General features: G+C 51.5%; 13 protein-coding genes. 4 read left to right on the forward strand and 9 right to left on the reverse strand.

The window, feature by feature from the left end; all coding sequences use genetic code 11:
• Positions 1-77: 77 nt before the first annotated feature.
• Positions 78-293, reverse strand: a complete 216-nt coding sequence (locus H924_RS08325) for a DUF3046 domain-containing protein (RefSeq protein WP_029703233.1) — start codon at positions 291-293, stop codon at positions 78-80.
• A gap of 113 nt (positions 294-406) precedes the next feature.
• Between H924_RS08325 and H924_RS08330 the strand changes: the two genes are divergently transcribed.
• From H924_RS08330 to H924_RS08340, 3 genes are all read left to right on the forward strand, one after another.
• The gene (locus tag H924_RS08330) at positions 407-1,018 is read left to right on the forward strand and encodes a biotin transporter BioY (RefSeq protein ID WP_015651516.1); all 612 of its coding nucleotides are present in this window, start codon (positions 407-409) and stop codon (positions 1,016-1,018) included.
• A 101-nt stretch (positions 1,019-1,119) separates the two neighbouring features.
• Positions 1,120-1,812 (forward strand): energy-coupling factor ABC transporter ATP-binding protein, encoded by a 693-nt coding sequence (locus H924_RS08335; protein ID WP_029703234.1) that lies wholly within the window; start codon positions 1,120-1,122, stop codon positions 1,810-1,812.
• Positions 1,809-2,420: an energy-coupling factor transporter transmembrane component T family protein gene (locus tag H924_RS08340; RefSeq protein WP_015651518.1), complete on the forward strand. Its 612-nt coding sequence runs from the start codon at positions 1,809-1,811 to the stop codon at positions 2,418-2,420. Before H924_RS08335 ends, H924_RS08340 begins: the two co-directional genes overlap by 4 nt.
• A gap of 90 nt (positions 2,421-2,510) precedes the next feature.
• Here the strand turns inward: H924_RS08340 and H924_RS08345 are convergent, their stop codons facing one another.
• The 4 genes from H924_RS08345 to pgsA all read right to left on the reverse strand — a co-directional run bounded on the left by H924_RS08345 (position 2,511) and on the right by pgsA (position 5,152).
• A complete protein-coding gene (locus H924_RS08345; RefSeq protein WP_015651519.1) occupies positions 2,511-3,341 on the reverse strand; it encodes a PspA/IM30 family protein in 831 nt (276 codons plus the stop codon).
• A gap of 202 nt (positions 3,342-3,543) precedes the next feature.
• The gene (locus H924_RS08350) at positions 3,544-3,867 is read right to left on the reverse strand and encodes a helix-turn-helix domain-containing protein (protein ID WP_015651520.1); all 324 of its coding nucleotides are present in this window, start codon (positions 3,865-3,867) and stop codon (positions 3,544-3,546) included.
• 57 nt (positions 3,868-3,924) lie between these two features.
• Positions 3,925-4,503, reverse strand: coding sequence for a CinA family protein (locus tag H924_RS08355; protein ID WP_015651521.1), 579 nt, complete (start codon positions 4,501-4,503; stop codon positions 3,925-3,927).
• A gap of 10 nt (positions 4,504-4,513) precedes the next feature.
• Positions 4,514-5,152: a CDP-diacylglycerol--glycerol-3-phosphate 3-phosphatidyltransferase gene (gene pgsA / locus H924_RS08360; RefSeq protein ID WP_015651522.1), complete on the reverse strand. Its 639-nt coding sequence runs from the start codon at positions 5,150-5,152 to the stop codon at positions 4,514-4,516.
• Positions 5,153-5,458: 306 nt separating this feature from the next.
• On the opposite strand from pgsA, the gene H924_RS08365 reads away from it, so the two are divergent.
• Positions 5,459-5,746 (forward strand): YciI family protein, encoded by a 288-nt coding sequence (locus H924_RS08365; protein WP_015651523.1) that lies wholly within the window; start codon positions 5,459-5,461, stop codon positions 5,744-5,746.
• A 93-nt stretch (positions 5,747-5,839) separates the two neighbouring features.
• Here H924_RS08365 and H924_RS08370 read toward each other — a convergent pair whose 3' ends face one another.
• From H924_RS08370 to H924_RS08385, 4 genes are all read right to left on the reverse strand, one after another.
• The gene (locus H924_RS08370) at positions 5,840-6,958 is read right to left on the reverse strand and encodes a TerC family protein (RefSeq protein WP_042392635.1); all 1,119 of its coding nucleotides are present in this window, start codon (positions 6,956-6,958) and stop codon (positions 5,840-5,842) included.
• Positions 6,959-7,324: 366 nt separating this feature from the next.
• A complete protein-coding gene (locus H924_RS08375; protein ID WP_211208099.1) occupies positions 7,325-10,360 on the reverse strand; it encodes an FtsK/SpoIIIE family DNA translocase in 3,036 nt (1,011 codons plus the stop codon).
• 65 nt (positions 10,361-10,425) lie between these two features.
• A complete protein-coding gene (locus tag H924_RS08380) occupies positions 10,426-11,061 on the reverse strand; it encodes a TIGR03085 family metal-binding protein (protein WP_015651526.1) in 636 nt (211 codons plus the stop codon).
• Positions 11,062-11,184: 123 nt separating this feature from the next.
• Complete coding sequence (locus H924_RS08385; RefSeq protein ID WP_015651527.1) at positions 11,185-13,377, reverse strand: ribonuclease J; 2,193 nt, start codon at positions 13,375-13,377, stop codon at positions 11,185-11,187.
• Position 13,378 lies beyond the last annotated feature (1 nt).

The following is a 13,378-nucleotide window of genomic DNA, read 5'->3' on the forward strand; positions in this document are numbered from 1 at the left end:
ATTCCTAAACACCACTTTACACGCACAACTGTTCGAAACTCGAATCTAAACCGAAACTTTTTTAGAACAATTAAAAGTTAATATCTAATTTCATCAGATCCGAGGCGCCGTTCCTCAGGAATGCTGAAATCATCACATAGCTGGATCCAAACTTCCCTTAGATCTTCCCCGTTTTCTACAGCTGCATTAACGGTGACGCCGAACTTTCCCAGGACGTGAGAATGGGCAATCCACTCCCCTTTTGTTTGGCCAAATTCATCGGCAATAAGCTGCCGGAACTCCGATAAACGCATGCGGACAATCATACATGGCCATTTTTAGCTAAAGCGCTGTGAGAATTGTGCCATCAAAACAAAAATTGTGTTCTAGGTTGCTTTTGAACAGCGTTCAGTAGTACAATTCATCCATGCACACTGATTCCCAGTCTCCAGCGCAGGTTTCTGCCAAGAAGAAGCCATCTTCCGCAAAGCGCCTCCAAGATCTCGCCCTCATCGCAGTTTATGCTGCCCTCATTATCGTTTTGGCCTTTGTGTCCATTCCTGTCGGAACTGCCGGCGTACCTATTGTTTTGCAAAATGCAGCAGTTGTTTTGGCTGGATTGGTTCTCGGTGGCCGTCGTGGTTTCTTGGCAGCGCTGCTCTTCCTTGCGCTCGGTTTGATTGGACTTCCAGTGCTCGCCGGTGGACGCACCACCATCGCAGCGCTTGCTGGCCCAACCGCAGGCTATATCATTGGCTACCTAATTTCCCCACTTCTGGCTGGCATTATTGCCTATTTGGCACCACGTAAGCGTGGCGCAGGCATGTTTATCGTATTGGGTATCGCAGCTCTAGTTGGCCTTTTCACTCAGTACCTCTGTGGCACCATCGGCCTGGTTCTACGAGCTGGCATGACCTTCAACGCCGCAGCCGCTGCCCAGCTTCCATTCATCCTGCCTGACCTGGGTAAGTTCGCACTCATGGTGATCATCGCTGCTGGTGTTCATGCAGCCTTCCCTGATCTGCGCGCTAAGATATAATCTCATTTGCTCTACACCCTTTGAACAGTTTTCTTTGCACTGTTCAAAGGGTGTAACTATTGCTGCACCTACCCCAATCACTTCACCTAGAATTGCACGATATGCCTGAAATCATCTTTGAAAATGCCGCCGTCAGCTACGAGGACACCCTCATTTTGGAGCCGGTGTCCCTAAGTTTGAGGGAACAACGCATCGGAATTATCGGTGCCAATGGCGGTGGAAAATCCACCCTCATCAGAATGATTAATGGCCTAGGTGAACCCAGCAGTGGCCGAGTATTGGTTGATGGCCTTGATGTTTCAGAAAAGGGCCGCGAGGTTCGTAAAAAGGTGGGCTACGTTTTTTCCGATGCGGAAAACCAAATCATTATGCCCACTGTCCGCGAAGATATTGCCTTTTCACTGCGCCGCCAAAAGATGCCAAAAGAAGAAAAGAATAAGCGTGTCGACGAGATGCTCGCGCGCTTTAATCTCAGCGATCATGCAGACCAATCTCCCCATACTCTTTCAGGTGGACAAAAACAGTTGCTCGCGCTGGCAGCAGTGCTGATTTTGGAACCGGAACTCATCATTGCTGATGAACCAACTACCCTGCTTGACCTTCGCAATCGCTTGTTGATCAAAGAGGTCTTCGGCGGGCTGGAACAGCAATTAATTGTGGTGAGCCATGATCTGGATTTCCTCAGCGATTTTGAAAGAGTGATTTGCATTAATGATCATAAGATCGTCGCTGATGGGCCCGCGCAGAGCAGCATTAACCACTACGTTTCCCTGATGACAGAGTCCATTCGATGAAAAGCATTCCTTTAGGTGTTTATGTTGACGCCCATTCACCAATTCACCGCCTACCCGCCATGTGGAAATTCCCCCTACTGCTGATCTTTATCGTGGGCGGCGCAATTATCGCAGATACTCCTGCTGTTTCGGCAGCTCTAGTTTTCTTTATGCTGGTGCTATATGCGGTAGCTCAGATTCCAGTCCGCACTGCCTGGCAACAGATTTGGCCCGTGCTTCCAGTCTTAATCTTCTTAGGTGTTTTTCAAGTATGGCAACAAGGTTTTGATTTTGCAGCCACCACTGTTTTAACACTGCTTTCTGCGGTAATGGCGGCCATGTTGCTCACTCTCACCACGCGCTTGGAAGCATTGATGGATGCCGTGGAGAAGATGTTGCTACCTTTTGAGCGCTTTGGGTTGCCGGTGGAAACCATTACCTTGGCTATCTCCCTCACGCTGCGGCTCATCCCCTTACAATTAGCCACCGTCAATGAGGTTTTGGATGCAAGAAAAGCACGTGGAGCTGGATTTTCTATCGTCGCTTTTGGCACTCCGGTGATCATTCGATCTATTCGCAGAGCTCGCAACATCGGTGATGCTCTCCTGGCGCGTGGAGCCGGTGACTAAGACTCCAAAGCGATCAGGTTTTCGTCGAAAAGCACAAAAGGATGAGGGGCAGGTAGTTGTACCTGCCCCTCATCCTTAAATTTTTAGCTGTTAAGCTTCGCCGCGCAATTCGCGCATGCGCTGCGCCACGGCGTCATCAGCGACGGTGGAATCAGTGGTTGGAGCTGCAATGGAATCCTGTTGCTGAGGTGCAGTGAGGGAATTTCCGGCCATTTCAGCGCGGATCTGCTCAAGGCGGGAGTGACCAGCCAACTGCACGCCAGCCTGCTCAACCTCAGCCATACGACCCTCAACAGAGTTCTGTGCCAACTCTGCCTGGCCCAAAGCATTAGCGTAACGACGCTCAATCTTCTCGCGGACCTGATCAAGGTTAGGAGAGCTGCCATTGGTCATGGAGTTCATGGACTTCAAAGACTCAGAAACCTTCTCCTGCATCTTTGCCTGCTCTAGCTGGCTAAGCAGCTTGGTGCGCTCAGCAACCTTCTGCTGCAAAGCCATGGAGTTACGCTCCACTGCCTTCTTAGCCTGGTCAGCCTGCTGCAAAGCCTGGTCATGCAGCTGCTTGGTGTCATCAACGGACTGCTCCGCAGTGACCAACTGTGCAGCAAAAGCCTCAGCAGCATTTTCGTACTCAGTTGCCTTCTGCACATCGCCAGCAGCACGAGCCTTATCAGCCAACTGAATTGCCTGACGAGTATTGCCCTGCAGCTTCTCAATCTCAGCCAAACGGCGGTTAAGCTGCATTTCTAGCTGGCGCTGATTTCCGATAACAGCAGCTGCCTGCTGGGAAAGCTCCTGGTGCTGGCGCTGCGCATCTTCGATGGCCTGCTGGATCTGCACCTTTGGATCGGCATTCTCCTCAATCTTTGAGTCGAACAATGCCATCAGGTACTTCCATGCTTTGGAGAATGGATTAGCCATATTGAAAATGAGCCTTCCTAAATATCTGAAACAGATGAATTCGCTGAGTTCCGTGGAACTTCGTCGCAGTCCATAATAGCCACACTTTAGGGGCAATGGTGGCTATAAAAACTACCACCAAAGCTTTTCGACGTGTGCCCGCAACGTTCCTGCACGCTGGGCACCCCACGGGCCAACAGGCCCGCAGGGATTACCCCAAAAACTAAACGCGAGCGAGATCTTCTTGAGCGGCGCGCACAGCCATTGATCCAGCAGCCTCAATCAGCACATCTGCAACACTGGCTCCAAGTGCATGGCACACGGCGGACAGAAGTTCCGAGGAAACTTCTTTACGTCCACGTTCCAGCTCGGACAAATAACCAGGTGAGACCCGTGAAAGTTCGGCTAGCTCACGAAGGGTGACGCCTTTATCTGCGCGGAATGATCGAAGTGCAGCTCCCAGTGCCTCGCGCAGGAGAGGCTCAGGAGTCTTTCTGGTAGCCGCTTCTGAAATCGGCTTATCTAAAAGGGTTGTATAAGTAACCATCGTAAGGTTCAACTCTCTTTCCCTTGAATTTGTTCCCAGTTTACCCAGGAACTTGAGTCAGTCACACTCAATTTGTTTAATCAGCAGGCGGAAGGATTGTGCAACAGCTGCCTCCCGGATGAAATTCCTACCTTGTTCAGCCAAGATTACCTGTTGTTCACTTTCAAACGCACGAAAAGTCTGAATTGTTCCCGTCAGGTTTTCCAAATGGTAATTTTCTTCAGATCGAGTTGCCGGGCCAGCAATTCCAATCCACACTTCACCTACCGCCTTACCGTCTTGCATCTCAGGACCAGCCACTCCAGTAAGCGAAATAGCCCACACTGCTTCGCATTGTTTCTGAGTTCCAAGTGCCATTGCAGCAGCACACTCCGCCGAGACCACACCAAAACGATCCACTACTTCTTGCGGCACCCCCGCCAACTTCACCTTGAGCTCAGTTGCATAAGTAACCAATCCCCCACGCAACACTGCCGATGCTCCGGGAATCCCCGCAATCTGAGCACTGGCCAAGCCAGCGCTTAAAGATTCACAAAAGGCAAGGGTTTGGTGTTTTGCTTTTAACAACTGCACCACCTTTGCCGCTAACTGCTCAATGGTGTCAGTTGGCTGCTGCAGATCCGAAGCTTCACTCATGGTTTTTAACTTACTTAGCGGATTGCCCAGCGGTGCGGGAATCCCAGAGATATTGCACACCGGTGACTACGGTGACGATAAGCGCAAGGTACATAACGGCCTGGCTCGGAATATCCATCCAAGATGGCAGTGGGCACAAATAAAGGGCTACAGCTACGGTTTGCAGCACAGTCTTAAGCTTGCCGCCCTTAGAAGCTGGCACCACATTTCCATTGCGCAATTGGAAGAAACGCCAGATGGTGATGCCAAACTCTCGGATCACAATGAGAATGGTTACCCACCATGGCAAACTTCCGATGATATTAAAGGATACAAAGGCGGTAGTCATCAAAGCCTTATCCGCAATAGGATCGGCAATCTTGCCAAAATTGGTGACCAAACCGCGGGCACGCGCAATATCGCCGTCAAGCTTGTCGGTGATCATTAGCAGAATAAAGACAATCAGCGCCCACCAGGCGAAGGCATTATTCTCCGTTTCGCCCTTTAGAGTCAGCCAGGCAAAAAGTGGAATGACGATGATGCGCAAGCTTGTGAGAAAGTTAGGCAGATTCCAATTAGAAGGCTGAGTCGACGAAGACTGGCCTGTTTGAGTCTTTTGGGTTCCTTGAGGATCCTGTGCGCCATGAGCGCCTGCTGATGCATCATTCACGATTTCTTACCCTACCTGCCTTGTTTTAAGACACAACGTTTAGCTGAGCTGAGTGCACTGCCTTAATCGCTTGCGTTGCCTTATTCCACCGTAGGTTCCACGATAGGCCTCAAAATACCTGGTGTCTTGGTAGCACGACAGCACTCACACTCTTTTTCTTTCTTAGCTTGCCACTAGGTTGTCAAACTAAGCCCCATCTTCTCGAGCTTTACGCAGTTTTCTGCGTACTTAAACAGATTCGATGCGCAGGAAATAACCCGAAATAAATAGCCCACCTTGCTTTGTCGCGGCTTAAACTAAGTGATTATGACTTACTTTGCAGTTACTTATAGCTATAGCCCTGATAGTGAAGCTGTTGTAGAGCTTCGCCCCACCCACCGCGAATTTATTGCCACCCTGCTTGCAGAGGGCAATATTGTTGGCTCTGGACCTTTCACCGATGGTGAAGGTGGAGCACTAATCGTTATTGCACTTCCAGAAGGCTCCAACTTGGTTGATGCTGAAACCTTGATGAACAATGATCCTTTTTATAAGGAAGGCGTGCTGGAAAACCGCACCATCCAGACCTGGAACCCAGTTTCCAAGATCTTCTAAATTTAACTTTCCAGCGCAACCTTGATAATGAAAAAGGAGGACCGCAAGCCATATTCGGCTTGCGGTCCTCCTCTATTTTTTCGCTTTTACTGCTTAGTGCTTATCTTCTGCAGTTCCCGCAACTGGGCCGGACTGCTCTGCGTTTTGTGCAGCTGCTTCTTCAGAATCCCACTTGTCGCCATCGTTCTTGGATGGGTTCCAACGAGGAGGAATAGCGTTCTGGTTCTCATCACGCTTGTTCTTAATGATGGAAGCAACAACGGTAATAACCAAGACACCGACGATGAAGATCAAGGAGAAAACGGTGGAAACTTCAGGTACTGAGACAGGCTCGCCACCATTGATGAATGGAAGCTTGTTTTCATGCAGTGCGTGCAGACCCAGCTTTGCACCAATGAACAGCAGGATTAGACCCAAGCCATAAGGCAGGTAAACCAGGCGGTCCAGGAGGCCGTCAAGCAAGAAGTACATCTGACGCAAGCCAAGCAAAGCAAAGGCGTTGGTGGTGAATACGATATAAGGCTCAGCGGTAATACCGTAGATCGCTGGGATGGAGTCCAAAGCGAACATCAGGTCAACCATGCCGATAGAAACCAAAGCCACAAACAGTGGGGTCAGGTGTAGCTTGCCACCGGCGCGGTGGGTGAGCTTATCGCCGTGGTAGCCCTCGGTAACCGGGATAACCTTGCGCAACATCTTAATGACGGCCATGTCATTAGGATCGATCTCTGGGGTTTCACGAACTTCATCCCAGATCAGCTTCACAGCGGTGTAAATCAACCAGATGGAGAAGATGTAGAAGACATCGGACCAAGCTTCAATAACTGCGGCACCGAGCAAAATGAAGACCAAACGGAAGACCAGAGCCAATGCGATACCAATAAGCAGTACCTTCTGCTGGTACTTGCGAGGAATCTTGAAGGCACCCATGATCAAGGCGAAGATGAAGAGGTTATCAACACTCAATGCCTTTTCAGTGACGTAGCCGGTGAAGAACTCGACGCCGTGCTGGTGGGGATTACCCGGCTCACCCCAGGTGAACCACAGGAAGATACCGAAAACACAGGCCAAACCAACGTAGAAAAGGCTCCAATAAGCGGATTCTTTAAGGGTTGGCTCGTGCGGGGTGCGCACGTGGGTATAAAAGTCGAAAATAAAGAACGCAGCAACCACTGCAATGGTGATCACCCAAGTTAACATGTTTACTTCCATGTAAAAAGAACCTCCGGTTCTCGGTCGTTGAAAAAGAACCAGAGGTCTCCCCCACCCTTTTGCGTCTCACGCAGCCTTTAAGAATCAAAAAATGCGGAAGCGAAGTTGGGCCAGTGTGACCGGGAACCCCGACTTTAATAGTTAGGAATTAAGAAAGTCATTGTGGATTCCGTGTTGACGATCAACGCTGCTTATGGGGTACTCCCCTCCAATACGGGAAAACTATAACCTAAATCGACTAATACCGCCAGCTGCAAAAGTGACAGCTGGGAACCCATTTGTTCCTAGGTGTCACCTTTTAATTGCATCTCACCACGCCTCACATCACTTAGCCAGGCTTTTTGCCAGCCGGCTTGTATGAAGGCCTTAGAAGGCCCCGCGTGAAGGATCAGCGCGAACCACATTGGTTTCTGCAGCCGCTGAATCAACCTCGGAATCTAGCTCAGTATCAGTGCCTTCTACACCCTGATCCCAATTATCGTCCTTTGGTGCATCTGCAGGATCTGCACCTTTGAGCATCCAAATAATGGTTTCGAGTTCTTCAGGCTTTACTAAAACCTCACGAGCCTTGGAGCCTTCCGAAGGCCCAACCACACCGCGAGATTCCATCAAGTCCATCAAACGACCAGCCTTGGCAAAACCAATTCGCAATTTGCGCTGCAGCATGGAGGTGGAACCCATCTGAGAGGTCACCACTAGTTCTACTGCTTCCAAGAGATCTTCCAAATCGTTTCCGATATCGGCGTCAACCTTCTTGGCTTCAGCAGCCTTATCCTCGGTAACACCTTCGGTGTATTCCGGCTGGCGCTGTGCCTTGGCCGATTCCACCACCGCTTGGATTTCTTCGTCGGTGACGAAGGCGCCTTGGATACGTTGTGGCTTGCCGGCACCCTGCGGAATAAAGAGTGCGTCACCCATACCAATGAGCTTTTCTGCACCGCCCTGGTCCAAAATAACGCGGGAATCAGTCAGAGAAGAGGTTGCAAAGGCCAAACGTGAAGGCACGTTGGTCTTAATCAAACCGGTAACAACATCCACGGAAGGACGCTGCGTTGCAAGCACTAGGTGGATACCAGCCGCACGGGCCTTCTGCGTGATGCGCACAATCGACTCTTCAATTTCCTTCGGAGCGGTCATCATCAAGTCGGCGAGCTCGTCAACCACGCAGACAATATATGGGTAGGGACGGTATTCGCGCTGCGAACCTGCGGGAGCCTGAATCTCGCCGGATTTCACCTTGCGATTGAAGTCCTTGATATGACGCACACGAGTCTGCTTCATATCCATATAGCGGTGTTCCATCTCCTCCACCAACCACTGCAAAGCAGCTGCGGCTTTCTTTGGCTGGGTAATAATCGGAGTAATCAGGTGTGGAATTCCCTCATAAGGAGTTAATTCCACCATCTTCGGGTCAACCAGAATCAGGCGAACTTCTTCTGGACGCGCACGAGTTAGCAAAGACACCAGCAAAGAGTTCACAAAAGCAGACTTACCGGAACCAGTGGAACCAGCAACCAAAAGGTGTGGCATCTTCTGCACCGAATAGGAAACAAAGTCTCCCTCAATATCCTTACCCAAACCAATGAGCATGGAATCTTTATTGTCCACCGTGGCTGGAGCATTCAATACATCGCCGAGGCGCACCATCTCACGATCAGAGTTTGGCACCTCAATACCCACTGCTGATTTACCTGGAATTGGTGTCAGCAGACGGATATTTTCGGTCGCTGCTGCATAAGCAATATTGGACTGCAGGTTGGTGATCTTAGAAACCTTGACACCGGCTCCCAGCTCAATCTCATAACGCGTCACTGTTGGGCCACGTGAGAATCCAGTTACCGCAGCATCAACGTTAAATTCGCGGAAGACATCAGTAATCGCTTCAATCATGCGATCGTTAGTCTCAGAGCGCAGCTTCGCTGGCTCACCTGGGATCAACAAGTTCGCACTTGGCAGCACATAAGTACTATCGCCGTCGCTAACAATTTCCGCCGGTGCGGGCGCTGCGGGCTTTTCTACCTTGGCTGGCACTGGATCCATTCCAGAGCGCTGAATGATCGCCTGGCGCATGCTTTCCCGTGAAGCAGCCACCGCATCGCGGGCCTGAGTCTTGGCTACAGGCTTGACATCTTCATCAGTGATAGCCGGGAACTCATCGGTTTCGCTAACGCTTGGCTTAAAGAGGCTTTTCGACGCCTCCCTCGGCGCTGGTACAGGTTCAGCGACAGGGGTTGGGATTTCCTCTTCAACTGGATAACGATCCAAAGGCGCCGCCGGGCGGCGCGTAGAAACCGTTGGAGCTGGTGCAGGTGGCGGGGTTACCGGCACACGACGCCTCGGAGTACGTGACGTGGAGCGAGTCGGAGCCGGTAGTTCACGGCCCGTCGCCTTCGATTCAATGACTTTTTCAACATGACCGTATAGGTCATCATCTTCTTCAAACTCTTCTTCTCTAGCCGATCCTGCAAAGCCAAAGTAGGTACCAATAAATTCGCCGAATTCCCGAATGCTAATTCCAGTGGTTTTAAGTGCTCCCCAAAAAAGCACCAAGATCAAAATTGGAACTGCCAAATAGACTGAAAAGCCCATCTCCAGGGGACTGCCAATCCAAGCACCAATGGCGCCACCGGCTGCCTTTCGGCCTTCCCAATCAACTGGGTTTCCGGCAAAAAGATGAATCAAGCCCAACATGCTGATAATGATGACTGCAATACCCAGGCTTACCCGGCCCTGGTGCTCGCGCTCTGGGGTGTAATGAAGCATTAAGGCAAAAGCACTGGCGATAAGAGCCAATGGCAAAATCCATGCTCCAGCACCGATAGTCAAGTGCACAATATCCGCAATGAAATTGCCGATTGGTCCACCGATGCCAAGCCACACGGCAGCACCCAAAACGATAGCTACACCAACCAGACTGAGAGCAATTCCATCGGCATGCTCGTCGGTATAGTCACTTACCCGATTGCGCAGCGGTACCTGATCTACGTCATCGTCAATATCCAGATCCAGTTCAGGTTCTGCAGCCTTGGTTCGCGACTTTCGAGCAGCGGGTTTCGTTGAGATCTCCTCCTCGAAGTCATCATCTAAATCATCATCAAAATCACCCCGGCGTGAACGACCGAGGTCTGCAACTGAGCGGGTAATTTTTCCCATACCACTGGCAGTTGCGCTAAAGATCGTGCCAATTCCAGTACCGACAGCCTTAAAGGCACTGCCGGTCCTTTCTTCTGATGTATCAGCTGCACGGCGTGCAGTCATCGAGGAAGTAAATACGGCAGTATCGGTGCTATTAGTTCTGGAGGCAGGTTTGCTTCTCCGGGGAGTCGCGGTGGTTTTAGGCCCCGTCGACTTTCCGGAAGATCGAGAGCTCCCCCGCTTGGGTGCGCCGTTTCTGACAGTCATGGCTTTAACACTAGTCGCTCAAACCACTCTATTCACAGCGGCACCACGCGGTTTTAGCGATTCTTTTAGAGACTCGAAAGCTTAAGGTTGGAAGTATCACCCGTAATGTCAACGTTGACAACTTTACGACCGTAAATCCAGAGAATTAGCTCCCCTACCCCACCTTGAACACGAATTACTGATTCTCCATCAGCGGAGACTCCAGATTTATCATTGTGCACAATTCTCGGCATACCGGTTGGTGCCAAGATTACCGGACGATCTGCCTTAATAAAGCGTGGTGCCGAAAGCTTCAGCAAACGATGTAGTTCACGAGCGTGTTCTGGCGAGATTTCACGTTCTTCCACTGGCTCGCCAGGGGTGAGGGCACCGCGACGCACGTCTTCATGATGAATGAAGTGCTCCATCGCATTACCCATGGTGTCAAGGGCACGCCATGGATTTAGCCCCTTTGGGCCTGCTGCCCACTGCTCTACAACCTCTTCATATGGGCGCTGCAATGCTTCTTGAGTCAGCTCTTCCGCTGGGTCACCGCCGACCGGCAACTGGGAACGCAGGAAGGATACTGGGTACTGTTCACGAACCAATAGATGTACGGCCAAGTCGCGAGTCTTCCACTCGCCACACAGAGTCGGAGCCTCAGGACCTTTTTCTAGAAGGGAGTTCTTTAGTGCTTCTCTTTCAAAAGCCGAAAGTTTCATAACAACGAGCCTAGACATTTTTCTTCCGAATGGTATAACCGGCACCGTAGAAACGGATCAAAAAGGGCCAGCATCTCCCATTGAGATGCTGGCCCTTAAATCTTTTCGTCGAAAAGCGCGGATTTAGAGGGATTCCCTAGAAGCGCGAACTTCGTCGTCATCAATGCTTACGGTGTCCGAGGTCATCGGAATAACGGTCGGCATGATCACTGGCTGACGCTTCCACTTCTGCTCCACAAAGCGGGAGATCTTGCGGCGCATCTGCTGAACCATGCGATAAGGATCGTTTTCGCCTTCGGCGGCCAGATCATTCATCGTGGTCTCTGCAAGCTCAGTGACCTCAGACATCATGGACTTCGCATCATCTGAGAAGCCACTGGTCTGAACGGTTGGGCGCTCCAGCAAACGGCCAGTGCGGTTATCAATCACGGAAGTGATGGAGATAAGTCCGCCCTCACCGAGGGAGGTACGGTCAGCCAGAATGTCAGCATCGATATCACCCATGGTGACGCCGTCGACGTAGAGGTTACCCACTGGAATCTGGCCAACAACCTTGGCGTGACCATTAACAAGGTCAACAACAACACCGTTTTGTGCAAGCACAACGTTATCGCGCTCAACACCGGTGGAGATTGCCAATTCCTTGTTGGCGCGCAGGTGGCGCCACTCACCGTGCACTGGCATTGCGTTCTTTGGACGAGCTGCATTGTAAAGGAACAACAGCTCTCCGGAGTAGCCGTGGCCAGAGGTGTGAACCTTGGCATCGCGACCGGTCACCACAGTGGCACCAATCTGAGCCAACATGTTGATAACACCGAACACAGCTTCTTCGTTACCTGGCACCAAGGAGGAGGACAGGATGATCAAGTCGCCGTCACGGACGGTGATCTGGCGGTGTTCACGACGTGCCATACGAGAAAGTGCAGCCATTGGCTCACCCTGGGTACCGGTGGTAACCAAAAGCACCTTATGAGGAGCCATACGAGCCGCCTCATCCATGGTGATGATGGTGCCACGAGGTGCCTTGAGGTAACCAAGCTTCTCTGCAATTTCCATATTGCGGATCATGGAACGGCCGTTGAAGGCAACCTTGCGGTTGGCTGCAACTGCTGCATCCACTGCAGCCTGCACACGATAAACGTTGGAAGCGAAGGAAGCGAGAATAACGCGCTGCTTGGCCTCGGAAATCAGACGCTTCAAGGTCGGTCCAACTTCAGCTTCGGAACCAGAAACACCAGGGGTGGTGGCGTTGGTGGAATCGCACAGCATGAGGTCGACGCCCTCGTCACCAAATCGGGACAAGGCTGGAAGGTCGGTTGGACGTCCATCGGTAGGAGTCTGGTCGAGCTTGATGTCACCGGTGTGGATGACAAGACCTGCAGGGGTCTTAATTGCAAGGCCCAGGCAATCTGGGATGGAGTGGTTAACAGCCCAGAAGCGGATGTTGAATGGTCCACGGTTTTCGTTGGACTGCTCATTAACCTCGATCAGCTTTGGACGCTGACGGTGCTCTTTACACTTGGCGGCAATAAGAGCCAAGGTGAAGCGAGAAGCCAAGATTGGGATATCGTGGCGCAGCTTAAGCAGCCAAGGGATAGCGCCAATGTGATCCTCGTGGCCGTGGGTAACAACCAAAGCCTCAACGCGGTGCAGGTGATCTTCGATTGGGCCGAAGTCCGGCAGGATCAAGTCCACGCCTGGCTCGCCGGAAGATGGGAAGAGCACACCACAGTCAACGATGAGCAGACGGTTGTTGTACTCAAAAACGGTCATGTTACGGCCGATTTCAGAAATACCACCAAGTGCGTAAATACGCAGGCCACCAGCTGGTGCCTTTGGTGGTTCTGGCAGACGCTGAGTCAGATCAGCACCCTGCATGGACTTCACAACGTTGCGACGACCACGGTTTCCACCCTGGTTGTTGCGGTTGCCACCTTGGTTGTTGCGATTACCGCCCTGGTTGTTGCGGTTTCCGCCTTCTTGGCGTGCAGCACCATCTTGGTTCTGTGCAGCGCCGGCACCGCGGCGGTTGCGGCCACCACGACGATTAGCGGTGTTGCGGTTACGGTTGTTGCCACCGTTGCCGTTGTTGTTGCCTTCTGCAGCATTGTCATTTGCGGATGCAGAGTCACCGGACTCAGTGGACTTGGCGGAGTCCCGATTGTCGTTTCCGGCGTTGTTTTGCTTCTCGGTACCCTGAGCTGCAGGTGCTTCGGGAGCCTGGAAAATTGGGGCTTCCACAGTGTTTTCCTGACCAGCCTCTGGTGGGCCAGCCTTGCGGGTAACCTTCCGGGCGCGATTTCGGGATTCATTCATA

The organism is Corynebacterium callunae DSM 20147, from assembly GCF_000344785.1.
Taxonomy (GTDB): Bacteria; Actinomycetota; Actinomycetes; order Mycobacteriales; family Mycobacteriaceae; genus Corynebacterium; species Corynebacterium callunae.